At 63.6% G+C, this 17,546-nt stretch carries 21 protein-coding genes; 11 read left to right on the plus strand and 10 right to left on the minus strand.

Features of this window, described 5'->3' with window-relative positions:
* The first annotated feature begins 562 nt into the window (after positions 1 to 562).
* Positions 563 to 1,189, plus strand: coding sequence for a hypothetical protein (locus ACFWPX_RS36265; protein ID WP_378933391.1), 627 nt, complete (start codon positions 563 to 565; stop codon positions 1,187 to 1,189).
* Between the two features lie 23 nt (positions 1,190 to 1,212).
* On the opposite strand, the gene ACFWPX_RS36270 is transcribed toward ACFWPX_RS36265, so the two are convergent.
* On the minus strand, positions 1,213 to 1,359 hold the full coding sequence (locus ACFWPX_RS36270) for a hypothetical protein (protein ID WP_378933393.1): 147 nt from the start codon (positions 1,357 to 1,359) through the stop codon (positions 1,213 to 1,215).
* A gap of 728 nt (positions 1,360 to 2,087) precedes the next feature.
* Positions 2,088 to 2,393 carry a hypothetical protein gene (locus ACFWPX_RS36275; protein WP_378933396.1) on the minus strand — a complete coding sequence of 102 codons (306 nt, stop codon included), beginning with the start codon at positions 2,391 to 2,393 and terminating at the stop codon, positions 2,088 to 2,090.
* A 322-nt stretch (positions 2,394 to 2,715) separates the two neighbouring features.
* Here ACFWPX_RS36275 and ACFWPX_RS36280 point away from each other — a divergent pair, with 322 nt between their 5' ends.
* From ACFWPX_RS36280 to ACFWPX_RS36290, 3 genes are all read left to right on the plus strand, one after another.
* A complete protein-coding gene (locus ACFWPX_RS36280; protein ID WP_378933399.1) occupies positions 2,716 to 3,297 on the plus strand; it encodes a hypothetical protein in 582 nt (193 codons plus the stop codon).
* 217 nt (positions 3,298 to 3,514) lie between these two features.
* A complete protein-coding gene (locus ACFWPX_RS36285; RefSeq protein ID WP_378933401.1) occupies positions 3,515 to 3,820 on the plus strand; it encodes a hypothetical protein in 306 nt (101 codons plus the stop codon).
* Between the two features lie 265 nt (positions 3,821 to 4,085).
* Complete coding sequence (locus ACFWPX_RS36290; protein WP_378933404.1) at positions 4,086 to 4,568, plus strand: hypothetical protein; 483 nt, start codon at positions 4,086 to 4,088, stop codon at positions 4,566 to 4,568.
* Positions 4,569 to 4,686: 118 nt separating this feature from the next.
* Here ACFWPX_RS36290 and ACFWPX_RS36295 read toward each other — a convergent pair whose 3' ends face one another.
* The 7 genes from ACFWPX_RS36295 to ACFWPX_RS36325 form a co-directional block, all read right to left on the minus strand.
* Positions 4,687 to 4,869 carry a hypothetical protein gene (locus ACFWPX_RS36295; protein ID WP_378933407.1) on the minus strand — a complete coding sequence of 61 codons (183 nt, stop codon included), beginning with the start codon at positions 4,867 to 4,869 and terminating at the stop codon, positions 4,687 to 4,689.
* Positions 4,870 to 4,991: 122 nt separating this feature from the next.
* A complete protein-coding gene (locus ACFWPX_RS36300) occupies positions 4,992 to 5,291 on the minus strand; it encodes a type II toxin-antitoxin system PemK/MazF family toxin (protein WP_378933410.1) in 300 nt (99 codons plus the stop codon).
* The gene (locus tag ACFWPX_RS36305) at positions 5,288 to 5,530 is read right to left on the minus strand and encodes a ribbon-helix-helix domain-containing protein (protein WP_378933413.1); all 243 of its coding nucleotides are present in this window, start codon (positions 5,528 to 5,530) and stop codon (positions 5,288 to 5,290) included. Before ACFWPX_RS36305 ends, ACFWPX_RS36300 begins: the two co-directional genes overlap by 4 nt.
* Before the next feature lie 1,312 nt (positions 5,531 to 6,842).
* Positions 6,843 to 7,556 (minus strand): helix-turn-helix domain-containing protein, encoded by a 714-nt coding sequence (locus ACFWPX_RS36310; RefSeq protein ID WP_378933416.1) that lies wholly within the window; start codon positions 7,554 to 7,556, stop codon positions 6,843 to 6,845.
* 52 nt (positions 7,557 to 7,608) lie between these two features.
* Positions 7,609 to 8,841: a DUF1173 family protein gene (locus tag ACFWPX_RS36315; RefSeq protein WP_378933419.1), complete on the minus strand. Its 1,233-nt coding sequence runs from the start codon at positions 8,839 to 8,841 to the stop codon at positions 7,609 to 7,611.
* Positions 8,842 to 8,903: 62 nt separating this feature from the next.
* Complete coding sequence (locus ACFWPX_RS36320; RefSeq protein WP_378933422.1) at positions 8,904 to 9,656, minus strand: hypothetical protein; 753 nt, start codon at positions 9,654 to 9,656, stop codon at positions 8,904 to 8,906.
* Between the two features lie 534 nt (positions 9,657 to 10,190).
* A complete protein-coding gene (locus ACFWPX_RS36325) occupies positions 10,191 to 10,811 on the minus strand; it encodes a hypothetical protein (RefSeq protein ID WP_378933425.1) in 621 nt (206 codons plus the stop codon).
* A 547-nt stretch (positions 10,812 to 11,358) separates the two neighbouring features.
* Between ACFWPX_RS36325 and ACFWPX_RS36330 the strand changes: the two genes are divergently transcribed.
* Together ACFWPX_RS36330 and ACFWPX_RS36335 are read left to right on the plus strand one after the other, a co-directional pair.
* On the plus strand, positions 11,359 to 12,096 hold the full coding sequence (locus ACFWPX_RS36330; protein WP_378933428.1) for a hypothetical protein: 738 nt from the start codon (positions 11,359 to 11,361) through the stop codon (positions 12,094 to 12,096).
* A 61-nt stretch (positions 12,097 to 12,157) separates the two neighbouring features.
* Positions 12,158 to 12,643, plus strand: coding sequence for a DUF6301 family protein (locus ACFWPX_RS36335; protein ID WP_378933432.1), 486 nt, complete (start codon positions 12,158 to 12,160; stop codon positions 12,641 to 12,643).
* 67 nt (positions 12,644 to 12,710) lie between these two features.
* Here the strand turns inward: ACFWPX_RS36335 and ACFWPX_RS36340 are convergent, their stop codons facing one another.
* Complete coding sequence (locus tag ACFWPX_RS36340) at positions 12,711 to 13,100, minus strand: hypothetical protein (RefSeq protein WP_378933435.1); 390 nt, start codon at positions 13,098 to 13,100, stop codon at positions 12,711 to 12,713.
* Between the two features lie 265 nt (positions 13,101 to 13,365).
* On the opposite strand from ACFWPX_RS36340, the gene ACFWPX_RS36345 reads away from it, so the two are divergent.
* The 5 genes from ACFWPX_RS36345 to ACFWPX_RS36365 all read left to right on the plus strand — a co-directional run bounded on the left by ACFWPX_RS36345 (position 13,366) and on the right by ACFWPX_RS36365 (position 17,294).
* The gene (locus ACFWPX_RS36345; protein ID WP_378933438.1) at positions 13,366 to 13,980 is read left to right on the plus strand and encodes a hypothetical protein; all 615 of its coding nucleotides are present in this window, start codon (positions 13,366 to 13,368) and stop codon (positions 13,978 to 13,980) included.
* Between the two features lie 126 nt (positions 13,981 to 14,106).
* Positions 14,107 to 15,063 carry a helix-turn-helix domain-containing protein gene (locus ACFWPX_RS36350; RefSeq protein ID WP_378933441.1) on the plus strand — a complete coding sequence of 319 codons (957 nt, stop codon included), beginning with the start codon at positions 14,107 to 14,109 and terminating at the stop codon, positions 15,061 to 15,063.
* Between the two features lie 135 nt (positions 15,064 to 15,198).
* Positions 15,199 to 16,104, plus strand: coding sequence for a radical SAM protein (locus ACFWPX_RS36355; RefSeq protein WP_378933444.1), 906 nt, complete (start codon positions 15,199 to 15,201; stop codon positions 16,102 to 16,104).
* Between the two features lie 32 nt (positions 16,105 to 16,136).
* Entirely contained in the window at positions 16,137 to 16,715 is a 579-nt protein-coding gene (locus ACFWPX_RS36360) for a hypothetical protein (RefSeq protein ID WP_378933447.1), read from the plus strand.
* Positions 16,716 to 17,066: 351 nt separating this feature from the next.
* Positions 17,067 to 17,294 carry a hypothetical protein gene (locus ACFWPX_RS36365; protein ID WP_378933450.1) on the plus strand — a complete coding sequence of 76 codons (228 nt, stop codon included), beginning with the start codon at positions 17,067 to 17,069 and terminating at the stop codon, positions 17,292 to 17,294.
* Positions 17,295 to 17,546 lie beyond the last annotated feature (252 nt).

Below are 17,546 nucleotides of genomic sequence, written 5' to 3' on the forward strand. Positions count from 1 at the left end.
GATTTTCCGGTGAACAGGACTGCTGCTATCGCGGTCGCGGCGGTGGCCAGCGCGGCGGCCTTTAGCCAGCCGTCCCACACCATCGCCTTGTGAAGGGCGCGGCCGGTGGCCAGGACCGCACCCTTCCATCCTCCCGGACCGGGCGATGTCGGCGCAGGTGGATCCTCCGGAGCCGGAGCCGGAGCCGGAGCCGGAGCCGGAGCCGGAGCCGGAGTGGGCGGGGGCGCCGGCGCCGGGTCAGGCGCCGAAGCAGGTGCAGGGCTAGACGGTGGTGTGCTCACGCGTGGTGTTCCTCGGTTGCCGATGCCGGATCGGATATGTGGGTCTGATCTTTCCACGCAACTTCGGTAGCTCAAACAGTCACCAGCTCAATGGTTTTCCGTATCGCCGGTCGGCGCGGAGATGCGCTTGGTCGGGGTTCCGGTAGTAACCGCCGAAAAACAACGGATACGGCGTAGTTGCAGCTGATCGCTGGTGAGGTCCGGTTCGGCCTGCTGTGGAGGCGGACTATTACCGGAGCCCCCAGAAGAACTGTTCTCCACCCCGGCTATACGGTGCCTCGGTGACCCAACTCCCCCATGCCGCCTACATCCCCTTCCAACCTGAGCACGGTTACAACCGAGCAGTCGAGCTCGCTATCGCCTTTCTCGACCGTGTCGATGCCCGCGGCACGATCGTCGTTGTCCCCCAGAAGAACACCCTCACCTTCTGCGCGCCGTTGAACGCCTACGCCACAGGACGTCCTGTCATGACTCCGAAGAACTCGAACCAGTCCGGGATCGGCTACGGCCGTCCCGCTCTGGTGTACGCACCGGGACAGCGGGAACTCGCGCTCGCCACCGAGTTCGCGCGGAACGCGCCGATCGCGGTCGTGGAAGACGCGGGATTCTCGTCCTCGCGGTGGGCTGACGAGATCGGGGCAGTCAACCTGATCGAGAAGAGGATTCACGCGGTCGTCCGCTCGGCTGAACACCAGCAGCTGTTGGAGCGAATCGAATTCGCGGGCAACAACGGCTGGGGCGACGCCTACGGACTACGGGATCTGCGCCACCTCCTGAAGGAGCTGCAGGAGCGGTCCTCGCTCGACAAGGACGAGGTCTTGGCCTACCTGATCGTGCACGGCAAAGCCCATCATTACGACGCTCTCGTTCGCGTCGGCAAGGAGATCGACAAGGTGCAGGCGAGCTGAACGCAACCGACACTGAGCAGCAGCTACGCCATATCCGTTGGTTTTTCGGCGGTTACTACCGAAACCCCCTCCAAGGTCGGCTCGATCCGCGCACCAGTATCGTCGACTTCGAGCACACGGAACTGGCTGACACCGGTCGCGCCGATCCTGACTAACTCGCCTACCTGCATGGACAACAGAATAGTCGAACATATGAGCGGTCGCCGCTACCGCTCGGCGCGCCCACCAGGATGTAATTCGGATTCCAACCCGTCGCTGCCGGTCTGTACGCCGTGCCCACCACCCGCACGCGCACCCCGGTCAGCGGGGTCTCCCGAAATCACGCTCCGGATCAACGCTTTCAGAGACTCTGCAGCCGACTCCTCCACCCTGCGCCGATAAGCCCGCTGCTTGCACGCAGACGTGCAGTACACCGGCGGCCGACCAAGACCAGCATAAGAGACCTCGCAGGGGCACTCCCTACATTTCGGGCTGCCATGCGGTGCACTCCACCCATGCCACTCGCACCGCTCCACCTCGCCGATCTGCCGAAGCGGGGACACCCGCAACTGCCGGGCCATCAATCGAAAAGCGTCGTCGAACTTGTAGTCCTCGCGCCCGGCTACCCGGGCAAAAGTTCTCCTCAGCTTCATCATCGCCAACTCGAATTCGGAGCGGGCCCTATCGGGCGTGCACGGAAGAACTCGGGGAGTACCCGCAGGCCCAAAATACGACACCACCTCACCGCGGACACGGGCTGCGTCGTGCAACGACCCTCCGTTGAAGACACATCTGATCAAGTCGACTTCATGATCTGACAGATGCCCGAGCACTTCGTTGAGGTCTCGGAGCAACTGGGCGCCACCGACCGCTGCCGTCGCCTTCTGCTCCACTGGATCGTGAAGCGACCTTCGCCGACTCATCGCTCATCCTCGAACTGCGTAGACCCGACCTCGGCCGAACTCTGCCGATCATCACCCTGGTCGGCGCGTGTGCCAACGCGATCGTGCGCACCGGCACCAGTGTTCTCAGCGACGTCGCGCTGCAGTGGCTTGCGGAAGCCGAAGCTACCGGCGAACGACTCGAAAACCCTTGGCACATCATCGCGGTTGGCCCGAACGAGTGCAATCACCGTCACCAAGACGATCGCTCCAAGAAGCAGCACGACCGGCCACACGCCGACTGCCGCAGCCTCTCCAACGACCGAGGGAATGCTGGTAGACACGAAACCTCCAGATACACGAAAAGCCCCCGGCGGTGGCCGAGGGCTTGCTTGATGAACGTCTGCAGAAACACGAAAAACCCCCAGCCACACGACTGAGGGTTCGGTCTTCGGGGCACAGCTATCCCCTTGCGACACAAGGTATCACGACGATGTGAGGGTCACAAACTGCCAGCTCATCGCCTCGCCGACCTCACAAACATTTCGTAACGCACCCAAGGTCGACTCGTCCCACCCACAGCCAGCGCCCGCACACCCCGAAGCCGAGATACGAACACCGACAGCGGAGTTCGGCTCTGTCGTAGGACCGTGACACCATCAGCCAATGACAGTGCGAAGAGCGCAGCAAGGTTGGTCGGCTGCGGCAATAGCGATCGTCGCGACGATCGCATCAGGATGCGGGCTCGATGAGGGTGCGCCCTCATCGCAGGAAACGACGCAGCGAGCTCCGAAAACCACGCAGGAACCGCAGCCCTGGACAGCGGTCACCGACGGCACCTGGACCGCGGGCGACAACGCGCTCGGCCAACCAGTCCTGTTCCGCTACAGCGACTACGCGATCACCGTCGTCTCCCCGCCAGTACTCACCACTGACGACGACGGCGAAACCATCACGATGTCCTCGCTGATCAAGGTCGAACGAGTCAAGAAGCTCGGCGAGTACCAACCACTCGACGAGTCCGACTACCTCAGCTTCGCCCCAGGAAACGAGAGCTACCCCCGCCACGACGAGGTCTACGGCGACGACGTCGATCTGGCCTGCGGAGAACTCCCCCGCCAGATCGGCGAAACCGCCGACTGCGTCCTCGCCTTCACCGCTCCCGCCGACGAGATCCAGAACTCCTACTGGAGAATCAACCGCTCCAGCGCGGCTGCCTGGCCAAGCCAGCTACCCACCCCGCGGTAACCGCCCGCATTGAGCGCCGCGCCGCACAACCAATTCACCCGACAGAATCCGACACATAGCAACCCCCGATCCGGGGACTGCAGAAACATCAACCCCTAGTACGGATTTCACGCGAACGAAGCAGACTCGACTCAACGCCGACCCACCCCCAACGCTGCTAGGCTGCCTGCCCATGTCTTCCCTCGCGGACCTCGCCCGAACAATATTCAACATCTTGGTGATCACCGCGATCATCGGCGGACTCCTCTACTTCAAAATTCAGAAGATCAAGCGGCGCAACCGCACCGGACAACCAGGGCCCCAGACCAGGCCAACCCACCCGAGCGGCCAGCAACTGCCACCACACCTGCAATACGTACCGCCCAAGCAGCCCGACATCTTCGACCGATGGAAGCGGCGAGCAAACGAGCGCGAAGAACGCAACCGACGCCACATGGCCAACGTCCTACTCGAACACCAATACAAACAAGCACGCCGAAATATGACGCCCCGGGAACGGTTCAGCACGACAAAGTGGTTCTGAAACCAAGCACACGGCTGACTGTCTGACATCACGACCAGCGCACCCACACTTCCCCACCCGGCAACCTCGCAGCATCCGACCCGATCCGCAACCCACGCCGCGCCGAATACGCACTGGCGGGGGAACGAATTCATTACCCCCGTGGACCGATAGAACCGGATTCGCTAACACGGGGGTGTGTGGCGTGGAAAACGCATCGATCGGAACAACCAGCACACAGCTAACAGGGCCGAACATGGCCCAACTCGCACAAATCATCTACCAAATGCCACCCGACACCGCGCTGCGCCACATCGAGACGACCGCCTCAGTCGCAGTCGATCCCGAATCAGCACAACGCATTTGGGCCTGGCTCGGCGGACTTCTCGACTCGAACTGGGGACTGACCAAACTCCTCGCCGCCGACGACGAAGTCCCCGAACCACTCCTGGCGCTGCTTGTCAGCATCGGCGACGAATGCCGCAACATCGGCAGCGGCCGCACCGTCGACCCTCGGTGCTGGACCACGCTGCAGAACCGCGTCGACGACCTCGCCGCCGAATCGCAACTGTGCCTGCGCTACCGAGTGCTGCGCACCACCACCGCACTAAACAGCATCACCAGCAACGTCCTCGCCGGCACCGCACCCGCGGACCCCAGCGTCATCGCGGACCTCTTCGCGGTCCTGGCCACCAGTAGCTCCGGAAACAACCAGCGCTGCTCGGCCATCGAAGCACCCATCGACCACTGGTACGAACCGCTCCCCTAGTCCACGGCGCCAGACCGCCGAGCAAGTCGGCACGGATTCCGGCAGAGCCGAACAACGTGCCAAGCCCAACAAGCACACCAGCCAAGCCGACTCCGATTGCTCGCTCGTGCAGGCGGATTCAGTTGGCAGCGTTGATCGCAGCGCGGGCTTCGTCGAGGAACAGAGCCAGTTCGTCAACGGTGTGCTCGTCGGTCAGGTCGAGTCGACCTCGCACGCAGACGAGTTCCAACCCGGTGCGGTCCTGCGCCTCATTCAGCGCGGCCGCGAAGACCGGATCGACTGACATCAGCACGTTGCCCACGGCACTGCGCCGTCGTCGCCATCCCAGCATGGTTCCTCCCAGCTCAGCTCACTCGGCTCTGCCTTCTTTCGACAGTATGCGGGTTCAATCGCTCACGGCACGCGTCCAAACGAGCGCGCCCGTCAGATCAGCTCGAACGCGGAACGGATCGCCGCGGTGAGAGCAGGCTCGGCATCGGCATTCAGATAACCGATGACCTTGCCCAGATCGACAACCGGGATCGTCACAATGTTGTCGCAAGAGACCACACTGTCGTGCTCGAGCCCATTACGGCGACCGACCGGCACTTCGGTCGACAGCCCACGAATAGTGCTGGTGATCGGCGCGACCGTGACCCTGGTCAGATAGGGACGCACCGCTTCGCGGGTAAGGACGAGCACCGGCCGCGTCTTATCCAGACGCGCGAGATGGATCGGCCTCACGCGAGATCATCCATAGGGGTCCGCGCGGCATACGCGGCGAGATCATCCATGTCGTCGCCAGGAGCACCTTGCGCGGCGGCGAGGATCGCGGCATCAGCCTCGGCGGACCGGCGCAGTCGTTCACGAACAAGAGCCTGTTCGATGATGACGGCACGGCTGGACGCTCCACCCTTCGCGATGACGGAATCAAGCCAGTCGACGGTTTGCTCTGGGAGTCGAACTGTAATCTGTGAGCTCATCCCATTATGATACCCGATTTGAGGTTCACTATGGGATTTGTCAAGGCCCGAAGCACACGCATGTTCGCCTGACCTGGGATCGTCCATCGATCGCGGCTTTGGACCTGCCACCTAGCGCACGCCAACTCTTCAGCACCGGGCACGGATTCCGGCAGGGCCGAACAACTAGCCCAGGCCTCAACGAACTCACTACGCCGACCCGCGACCGGGTTCCGTCGGCCGCTTCAACGGTAGTAGCCAGAAAGTCGCTACAGGCTGCAATGGGTGAGCGAACCTATCCCTAGTTCCCTCGCCGAGCCCCGCAACTCTTCGTATACTGGGAATGCAGAAACCCCCGACGGCCCAAGGGGTCATCGGGGGCTCCGCGATCTCGCAACGGGGGCCCTAGGAAGCGCCGCTACGAGATGTGTTCAGTGCACGCTGGCCTGGGTGTCACCACATCCAGGCCAGCATGCTGCTGCTGGCCTGCTGCAATCACCGGCGCCAGCACTACAGCGAGTGCTAGCAAATTCGCGATGATCTGCACTCCACCCCGAAGGAGTTCGTGCCCCGCGCCCTCGCCCCAACGTGACCGTCGGGGATCGGAGTCCTCATTCATCCATCTCACCCCCTTCCCATCTGAGATATGCCGTGGCGGTGCAGGAATCGATCTCTGACTCATCGAACTCGCACGCCACACGAGAATATCTTGTCTTCCGCAAACCTGAGGCGAAGGATTTGCTTTCCCATATCGTTTTGCCAAGCTTGCGAAGTTCAAAGATTGCCCAAGCATTGCCAGACGCCATTCCCTAAATTGTTATAGCCGAAACGTCGCAGCGCGAAAACGTCGACACCCTCCACGTCCAGCGTTCCGACCAGATCGGCGCCACGTGAGGACAACGCCGCGCAGATAGCCGCGGAACCTTCGCAGGCCGAACGCCTTTCGGCCTGACCAGGTCGCTCCCGAGAGATCCTGACGCTACGATCGCAAGGCACTCGCACAGGGCGAGGATGTGCCATGCCCCAGGCTGAATACCCCAGGCGCATGCTGGTACCGGCCCAAGGTCCCCTCCGGGCCGGACCAGCGCCCGCTCGTCCAGCCCTTGGAACCGTGCGATCGAAATATGTTGGCCTCCAACGCTAATCGCGCCGAACTCGTCTCCGCGGCCCTCGAAACCCATTCAGGACAACAGCGTTCGCGCTGCCGCGACACCAAGCCCTGCCGCCGGCCCGCAGCTCCCGCACAATCACCACCCAGCCCCATCGCCATCAACCGAGCCCAGCCCGGCGTCGGTCTCGCCGACCGTGCACCCGCCTCCCCCGCTGCGGCGGCTTACCTCTGCTGCTGTTCCTGGCTCGCCAGCAGTTGCTGCGTCTCCAGATACGAGCGCACCCCCTTGCCGAACCCCAACAGATCCGAAAAGCCCGACGTCGAACCGCGCGAGGTCTGCACCGAGAACACCGGGCGATCCCCCATCAGCGAGACCACGACCGGAATCTGCTCGGAAGTGAACCGCGTCGAGAACGAGACCCGCTGCTTCTTGAACCGAATCGAGTCCTCCTCGACCTCCGCGGCCGCCGTGCTCTCCGGACTCAGCGTCCACAACAGCGAGGTGAACACCGGATCATTCGGATCGCCGTCGAGCGTCTCCGCCAGCGCCTGCGACAACTCAGGACTGACCGTGTGGACATACTTCGCGATCCCGGCATCGCGATTCTCGAGCCAGCGCTGCTCCTTCTCACGCTTCGCACTGCTCTCGGCATCGGCCGCGGCGAGAGCGCGCTGCACCAAGTCGCGCGACGCGGCCGGGCCCGCACCGTCGACGGCATCGGGAATATAGTGCAGCAGCTCCCCCGGCGTGCACTGCGCCGCGAAGCACAGCGTGTTCAGCACCGACAGGTTCAGCCGGTCCGGCGCCGCGGACAACAACCGATACAACGCCGCCTGCGACGGCGCATCCGCATCCAACGCGGTAACCCGCTGGATGTCCGCGACTTTCAGCCCGCGCTGCTCGAGAACCTCATCCAGTCTCCATTTGATAGCCATCACACATTCTTACCAGCCGAGAATCAATCTCGCCAGGAGAGAAAACTACTGTTCAGGCGACCGGAGCTTGCACGAGCCGAACATCCGGCAACGGATCACCCGCGCTATGCGAGTACACCCGCGTCCCACGGCGCGCGTACTCGCGCAGCTTCTCCGCCTTACGCGCCAGATACGCCGGATCGTTCTCCATCCCCCACACCTCGACCACCGCGTCCTCGTCGACCAACGCGAAATCCGGGAACACCCCGTCCTCCACGTCATAGCGCAACGGCTTGACGAAACTGCGCCCCGCCGCGATCAACGCATCGGCCATCCGCACCTCATGCGAACTATCCGCAGGCACATACACGTCATTGACCAGCATCAACGCACCACCCACCGCCCGCAGATATCCACGCGGGGTCCGCTCGACCATAAACAACCCCACCCGCCGACCACCGGCCAGCTCCCCCGCCGCAGCGAACACCGTCCGAAACGAACGCCGCCACCGCGCATCCAACTTCTCATCGACATAGATGACATGTCGACGACCCAGATGCGCCAACTGATACCGGAACCCGAACTCGGTCGCCTCATCGGCCTTGACCTCGCCCACAATCAACCCACGCCGCACCTGCGTCTTGTCGCTGGTCAACCCCGCCGACCACGCCTCGAACGCGGCCGCAGTCGCGTTCGCGTCCTCCCGACGGAACGGCGGCACAACGAACACCACCTCCGAACCTGCCCGACGACTCACCACCCACCGATCAGTCTGCTCACGCAACGCCGCCGACGCCTGCGCCCAACCCCGCCGACGCTGCCGCGCCCGCCACACATTCAAACCCGCACTGTCCCAAGCGAAATGCAACAGCCCGGTCAAACCCACCGACCGCCGCACCACGCCCGACTCCGACGCCGAGGACTTCGGCTCCGGCTGCTCCGGCGCACCGAGCTTGCACACCAACGGCTGAGACACCCGAATCGCGACATCCCCACTCGAACCCTGCCGGATCGCCGCCGAGGTGTACTTCGCCAACCCCGACAACGACGGATCCACATGATGAAACGCGCACCGCCCATCATGCAAAGGCCCCTCCAACGGCCACCCCGCAAGATGGAACCGCCCCGCCGCCGAGCACTTGATCACCAACCGCAACGGATCCTCACCACCCCGGCACAAGCACTGCCCGAACCCATCAGCGTTACGCGCAGCACTGAACACCCCGCTGAACCGGCTCGGGTCAGACCGCAACGCCTCCAACGGCAACCGCCGACCAGCCAACCGCACGAAATTGACCCACCCCACGCCGAACCCCCTGTCTACTCAGCCATCCGATTCGTCCGCCACCGCCGAACAGCCGATGTCGGTCACCCGTTCAGCGGCACATACTCACGCCACGTCTTGCCCGGTGTCGCGTGCTCATCACCGGGATACAAGCCCAGCCCCGGCGCCAGCTCGTCGATCTCCTGCGCCGACAACGGGGCCGACAACGGAGCGAACCTCGACCGATCCTGCCCCGGTACCGGGATCCACTCTTCGCCCGGCGTCACCGCGCGCACCCGCTCGACCTTGCCGTCGACCACATACGCCACCGCGCGCAGCCGCGATCGCCGGTCCGCGGTGATGCCCGCACGCCCAGCCGACAAACGTCGATCACCTTCCAGCACAGGATCTTCGGCTTCGGCGAAAAGATCAACTAGCTCATCCTGGGTCGACCGCTTCCGATACAGCACCAGCGCACACGGAGGTTCTTGCGACTCCGGTGTCGGCGGCCATGTCGGCGGAGCCGCCAGATCCAACTCCGGGAACGCACGAACACCCCAGTCATAGGGCGCCATCACCGCACGCACCTTGCGATGCTTGGTGATCTGGGCATGTTGACCGCGGCCGGCCGCCTCGTGCAGCTCGGTCAACTTCGGGCGAGCTTCGACCGACCCTATTTCGCCGACGAACGAATCATCCACCGGCACACGCTCACGCCCGATCGCCCACATCCCCGGCGACAACCACACCGCGACCGGCTTGTCCCACACCGTGATCACCACGGCACGCTCATCGGCCGCCGCTTCCAGCTCCCGCCGGAAATTCTTCCGCAGACTCAACGCATCCAGATATCGCATAACAACAAGTTTACATTATTTACGTTCTTGACGGTTAGGGCAAGCCGTCACCATCGGGGTCGCACTGGCAGGAACCAGTATCCACGTCGTCGCCAATCACCGCAGCCTGACCACCAGCCGATCGTGTGGGAGCTCGGGCCTGACCATGGATTACGCCATGTCCGCCGATTCTCGACCGAGACCGTGGCGTGCCGGGCGCCCCATCACTTCGCCCGAGGATCTCGGCTTCGTCCCAGTGCATCAACGGTGGCGACCGCGGCGCGCAACCCGTTGCCAGCATCAGCCATAGTGATGACTCCACCCTCATGGATTCCATCATTTCGGCACTTACGAAGCACATCTAGGAAGGTGTGCTCCTCGTAGCTGGGGTGCTGCGCGGCGAGCCACCGTGATCGGTCCTGCATCCCGGATCTGCCTCTGAACTTCGCGGTTGTGGTCGATTCGACCAGCCGAATCTGCTCGATCAGGCAGACCTCGACGGCGGTCGCCGCATCTAGGATCGTCCTGCGGGCATCTCCACGCAGATGGGCCCTGCTAGCGCTGCACACCAACTGCCACTCGATCGGTGGTTCGACGTTCGCGCCGACCCCGTTCCAGGATCGCCGCGAAGAGATCTGCGGACAACAGCTTCGGACGGGGGGTCTCGATGGTCATACCAGCGTCCCGCCACTCTCCGTGCTGCCACCCAAATAGCCCGGGCCCGATGGTATTGGCAGCGAAGCGCGGTTCACGCGAGTAGACATCCTCGCCGGTTACCACGGCCACCCAGTCCTCGACTCGAGCGAACCAGTAGGTGATACGCCTGGCCGCGTGGTCGAACACCTTCTCCGCGGGCCGATCAGCATGGAAGGAGTGATAGGGAGCGACAACTCGCCCGTCCTCACGCAGTTCGACGCCTACGTGGCGCAACGCTGTGCCGTCATCGGCACCCCATGCGGCGTATTGAGTCGTCCATTGTGTCGTGTGATCCCATGCATCCTCTGGCACGTCAGGCAGCTGGGGGTGCCACAGATTCACCGCCAGACCACCTGGTACAGGCGGGGTCACCACAGTGGCGCGAACATCACCGATGTAGGTGTCGAACCGCGACCCCAACACCTCATTGTGGACCCAAAGATGGTGCGGAAGCTGATATTTCGCTGAAGCGGTGACCACAACTCTCCTATCGCGACAAGCTAAGACCCGAGCATTTCAGAATAGGGGCCCCCGCAAGCGAATATTCAGGCCTACTCAGAGCACGCCCCGAGCGACCGACCGGCCCGTACGCCGACGGATAAATCCGGCGGCACAGCCTGGGTGTCGCCGCTTTTCGCGCCGCGGCGTTTCGGCTATAACAATCTAGGGGAATGACATCTGGCGATGCTTGGGCAATCTTTGACTCGCAAGCATTGCAAAACGACGTACTTGCCGAGGGTTTCGGAGCGAAGCGGGCTGGCCGGCGCGGCGGCATGGAATAGCCAGCGGGAGTTCAGGTTCGCCGCGGTCCGCATGTTCGTGCGCTGGTCGATCAGATCGAGGACCACGTCAACGAAGGAATCTGGAACCGGAGTCGGTGGTTCACCGAATCGGATCGAGACGCTGCCACCACCGGTGATGACAGCGTCGCGGTCAGCCAGTTGATCCTGCTGAGCGGGCTGACCGCAGAGCAACAGGTGAAGCGGCCATGACTGGGCGGCGATTTCTGATCGGAGGGGTTTCGAAGGTGAGTGACGATCCGATCGAACTGAGCGATCCGGATGTGGTGGTCGACGCGGCGACCGGCAAGTTGTCCTATCGGGGTGAGCCCTACAGCGGCGCGGTGACCCAGACCCGCGCCGACGGCACCTGGCACGAGTACTGGAGCTACGACGAGGGCGACCGCGACGGCGACTGGACGGGCCGGTACCCCGACGGCACCATGCGCTACAACGGCGAGTTCTACCGCAACCGGCCCGTTGGCACCTGGCAGGAGTGGTATCCCGACGGCTCCCGCCGCCTCGAGGACGTCTACGACATCGAGGGCATGTTGCTCACCCACTCGGCCTGGAACCCGGCGGGTGAGGTGATCGAATTCGAGGACGAGCGCACCCGCAAGGGCATCTCGCCCGACGCCGTACCGGCCGACGATCCGGCCTTGCGCTGGGACGACGGGGAAGGCCGCATGTACTACCGCGCCGAGCCGTTCACCGGCCAGCAATTCCGCCGCCCGGCGCCGAGCAGCCCCATCACCGACCTGGCCGGCTACACCGACGGACCGACACGCGGCTGGTTCCTCGACGGAACCCCGCGCTACACCGGCGATTACGCCGATCGGCACGAGGTCGGTCGCTGGTGTGAATGGTTCCCCACCGGCAATCGCAAGGAAGAAACCGTTTTCGCCCGCGATGGCGCGCTGCTCACCCAGACCGAATGGGACGAGGCAGGCACCGTGACCGCGCGGTACGGCGAGAACCAGGACTAGGCCACAGGAGTGCGCAACGCGGCGTTTCTGTTGTACTACCGACCGAGACGAAAGGCACCGAATGACGAACTGGCACGCGATGCCCGCCGACAAAGCAGCCGATCTAGCGGGCGCACTGCACACACTCGACTGGTCGTGGGCCCTCGACGACGCTCCCGCTGTCGTCGAGAAGTTCGGCTGGCACACCATCTCCAGCCGACCGCGCCGGATCATGCTCGACACCGGGTTCGGCCCGGACAGCGGCACGATCCGCGCCAAGAACGGCCAGGTCACAAGCATCGACCTGCAACTCACCGACTTCGCCGACGCGGGCGAGAACACCGAAGTCACCGCGGCTTTCGACAGCATCGCCACGGCAATCTTCGCTAAACTCGGCGAGCCGACTGAGCGCGTTGCCGGTCCGCCCCTGCAATACCGGTGGGCCGGGGACGAGGCCACGGTCGTGCTCGAACGCTCTGCGGCCTCGGTGTGGCTGTATCTGGTCACCAATGCGCGTATGGCCGCCGACGATCGCAATATCGCGCTCGACGAGCAGGGCCTGCTGTGACCGACTGGACCGAGTTAACCCATAGGATCGCCGTCGAGCCCGCGGGCCTGGGGAATCGAAGGGCCAGTCAACAGGTGATCAGTGCAAGGTCGGAAGCGTTGTCCCAGTATGGAATTGCTTCGTGCTGGTGAACCATCCGCACCAGTGGATCCCAGTCGAAATCCGGCTCGTCGGCCACACGCCGCAGCAGCGCCAACGCGGTGCTCTTGGATGTCCCGTAGCTCACCAACATGTGCGCGCGACTGCGCACGGCGCTGACCCTGCGTTCGGTGTGCTCGGCGATCTGTTCATCGGTCATTCCGCAGGCGATCGCTTCGAACAGCAGCTGGTAGTCCTGTTCGCACCACCAGCTGCCTTCACGTTTGGCTGTCCCCGTCGTCATAGCTGAATGATGCACGTGGGCAACGACATAGAACCGAATGGCTCTGGTCGCGGATATCGACATCACCTCGTGCATGAATTCCGACACCGCGAATCGGCGTTCGCGAATCCCGACAGCCCCTCAGCCGTCCTTCACCGCCGAAGCTCGCCGCCCCGACCAGTTGCGGAAGGTCGGCCGGGTACCGCTGGACCGCAACCAAGGTGCTGGATGTTGCCGAAATTCGTGTAGGACCGAGACCTGCTAGCGACAGCCAAGTTCGCCACCTTGTTCGACGTCCCCTGGCAGCCGCTGACGCCGGGACCCCCAAGTGCCCGACCGCGCTGACGAGTACGGTGACCGGGTGAACTATCCAGGGGGACCAGCACATCCGCACGTCCAGCGACCGCCGTACCCGGTACCCGGCTATCAGGGGAACGAGCTGCCGCCGGAGCCGGGACCGGGCTACCCTCGGACGCAGTACCCGGCACCGGGATACGCGGGATATCCGCAGCCCCAGCCGCCCAAACGCAACAAGGGCTTGATCATCGCGGCGGTGATCGGCGCGGGCGTTCTCGGCGCGACAGCGCTCGGCGCGATGGTGTACCGCGGCGTCACAGACCCGCACGGCCGCAGTGAGATCGACGATCTGACGGTCGGCCGGTGCGTCGACCGACCGTCGACGACCGATGTCGTCTACAGCCTGCCGACGCGATCGTGCGATAAACCGCACGATGGTGAGGTGCTCTATGTCGGCCACCTCACCGAGTGGACGGACGAGACCGCCGCCCGCCAAGCGGCCACGTCTCTCTGCTTCAACGCGACCCCCGTCATCGAAGCCACCGAGAATCCCGCGGTCTCCGAAGTCACGTCGTACGGACCGCTCGACGAGTCATCCTTCCGCAAGTCCCGCGCTGTCCAGTGCATCGCCTGGGCGGCTCCCGGAGTCACGTTGAAGGCACCCCTCACCGAGCGCTGACCACCAAGCTGGACCCACTTCCAACTACCTCATTCGACGGCTTCGGCCAGGATACGATGAGTTCGTCGGGCCGACTTCGTCTGCGAGACACAACCTTTTGCCCTATCTGCCTGTGGGAGGGTTGGTGTGGACACCAGGTACGAGACAGTCGACGTGGATACCTCCCTTGTTTCGGCAGCCGACCGAACCGACTACTGGACTGCGCACAGCCAGACCAACCAAGGTGACATGCGACTCGGCTTCGCAAGCCCGCAACAGTTCACCGGATCCATGCGGGTTCAGCGCGGCGGCGGATTCCAACTCGTCGACGCCACGGCCGACGCGGTCGACTACATCAGAACCCGCCGACTGGCTCGCTGCGATGACTATCGCAGCGCACTGGTCATCGTCTCGCACGGCTCCGACATCGTAATCAGCCATGGAGAGAACGAAGTTGGGGTTTCCCGCGGTCGAATCGGTCTGCTGGACATGGGACGTCCGTTATGTGTGTCGATTCCCGCCGACACACGCGTCTGGGCGGTAGGTGTTCCCGAGGAGTATGTACCCACCGATACGTTCCGTGACGGCGCCCCTCTGCTCCTCGGTCCCGAGCGTGGTTCCACAGCGGCGGTGCTGGCCCTGGCGCGCACACTCGCCGATCACGCGGGCAGCCTGACCAGCCACGAATTCACAGAGATCAGCGCCCGAACGATGGAACTGCTGAATCTCGCACTGCACACACCGAGCACACCCGAACAATCCCACTCCGCAGCCCTTGCTCATGCCGCACGCTCATACGTCGCCGAGCACAGCAGCGATCCACGACTCACCCCAGATTCGGTGGCCGCGCACCTCGGCTGTTCACGACGAAAACTCGAATACTCGCTGCGCAGCATCGGAGCATCCGCGCCCGCTCGCCTCATCGCCGACACCCGAGCCGAGCGTGCCTACCGAAGGTTGACCGATCCCCACGAGAGCGCCTCGATCAGCGACATCGCCTACGCGTCAGGGTTCGACGCGCTGAGTACCTTCCACCGCACCTTCGACCGCCGCTTCGGGGAATCTCCCACCGAGGTTCGTCAACGACGACGCCGCGTGTCCTGACCCAGCGGCCCTCGCTCCTACCCTCATGCGCAAATCGGGAACAAGTCTGCGCATTACGCGCAGCACGACGCTCTGACCTCCTCATATTCTGAAATCGACACAACGATCATCCATCGAATCAGAAGTAGGAAAGCTATGACGACGGTCGAATCGTCATCAAAGCCGGGCGCGACATTTCTCTGGCTGGAACTGACCGGACGCTGCCAACTCAGCTGCACGCACTGCTACGCCGACAGCGGTCCCACGAAATCCCACGGCGCAATGACGACCAGCGACTGGCTGTCGGTCATCGACGACGCTGCCGACATCGGTGTCCGCGAGATCCAGTTCATCGGCGGCGAACCCACGCTCCATCCCGCACTGCCCGAACTCATCCGGCACGCATCCTCGCGTGGGATCGCCACCGAGGTCTACTCGAATCTGGTCCGCGTCCGCCCCGGCATCTGGGATCTCCTGGTCGAGCACAACGTACGCCTGGCGACCAGCTACTACTCCGACCAACCCGACCAGCACACGCTGATCACCGGAAATGGCTTGGCGCACCGAAGGACCAACGAGAACATCTGCAAAGCGATCAACCTCGGTGTCCCGGTTCGGGTCGGCATCGTGACGGTGCTCGAAGACCAGCGCATCGACCAAGCCCGACAACTCCTGACCGACCTGGGAGTCCAAGACATCGAGGTCGATCACGTTCGCCGCGCCGGTCGAGCGAACACGGATGCAGACACCCCGCTCGAGGAACTGTGCGGCCAATGCGCAGGCGATGTCCTCGCCATATACCCGGATGGTGTCGTGCGTCCGTGCGTCTTCACTCGATCCCTTCAGGTCGGCGATGTGCTGGAGACCAGCTTGCGACAGGTCGTCGAGAGTCCCCAATTGGCGATCACCAGAACCGCCATCGGGAACGCGACCACGAAGTACCAGCACTCCCACGATGCGAATTGCAATCCATCGTGCAACCCGTACTGCAACCCGGGCTGCCATCCTGGATGCAGGCCGGTTTGTGCACCTGCCACCATCTGTCGTCCGTTGGGGCAGTAGATGGCGGGGAGCTCACAGATCGTAGTGACCCGATGAGTAATTGGACTCTGCAGGCTGACCAGCACTTCGTCGACTATGCCGATCTACCTGACTTGGTCTCGCGGTTCGCGACACGGCGCTTTGTGCACCTGCCGCGGTTGATCAGCCCGGACCTGGCCACGTACCTGCTGGAATCGACAGAGGGGTATTTCAGCAGTCGTGTGCAGTGCGGTCTAGAGAAAGTGTCCTGGGAGGAACAGGCGCTCGCAGCCGGAGACTTCGCCTACGAGTTCTGTCGGCACCCGAAGCTCGTCAGCCTGATTCAGGCACTTGCTGGTCCAGCCACGATCAGCGATCTGATGTGTTGGACATCCCGCTACAGCACCGGGGAATACATCAACGCACATCGCGATCGACACGGCGCTGTTCAATTGCTCGTCTGCTTGAAGACCGTACGCACCATGCGCCAAGGCGGATCTCTTGTGATCGCGGGAACCGAACTGTTTCTCTCCGCTGGTGACGCCGTAATTTTCGAAGCCACCCGGCTCGAACACCACACAACGCCGCTCGTCGTTTCGGCAGAAGAACCGGCACCGACGCGCATCGTTCTCGTCGGCCGCTACTTCACATGACGGTGTCGCCCAGCCGACTTCTCAACGCCTTCAACGCCGCACCGAACTGCGCTCGCGTACGAATCTGCGCCGCATCCACCACCGGCGAATTCGCGGCCCACCACTCACCTGCCATTGAACACGACCACCGAGCACCACACCGCGAACCAGAAACCACATTCACCCAGCCCCGGTATACATCGCCTACCTGCATGTATGGATCTGAATGGATCCCTCACCACACCTGGGCCCCACCGCCACACCAAATAGCCGACACCCACGAACGGTGTGCTCATTCAAGAGCTGCCCGACGAAATTGCGTAGGGAATCAATGTGACTCCCCGAACTGGAGGATCGAACATGGCGAGACGAATGACCGTGCTGATATCGGCGGCAGCCGCAGTGAGTGCGTTGATGGCCGCGCCAGGCGCCGCCCATGCGGACGAGGGGCCGTATGCTTCGTTCAAGACCCAGCAAGATTGCAGGGTCGCCGCTGATTACTACAACCACGCAATGCAAGAGCGCGGCTCCAAAACCCTCCGCGTGACACGGGAGTGCTACTACGCCTACGGCAAGTGGTGGTTCGACGCCAGGTACTGAACTGTCGCATCCGGCCAGACCCGATCAGGTTGCGTCGCGGCGGGCCGCCGCGAGTCTCGGTACCACGATCGCGCCGAGTACCGCGGGCATCATCGGCAAGTCTCCCGCGGTGATCAACTGGGAGACATGACCTAGCCCCGGCAGTGTGAACGAGTCGACGCCAGCCCCGTGCCGGGCGGGGGGGGGGGCGGCCCGGGCGCACACCCCGACGGCCCCGGGGGGGGGGGGGGGGCGGGGGGGGGGGGGGGGGGG

This window comes from Nocardia sp. NPDC058518 (assembly GCF_042719655.1).
In the GTDB taxonomy this organism is placed as follows: Bacteria; Actinomycetota; Actinomycetes; order Mycobacteriales; family Mycobacteriaceae; genus Nocardia.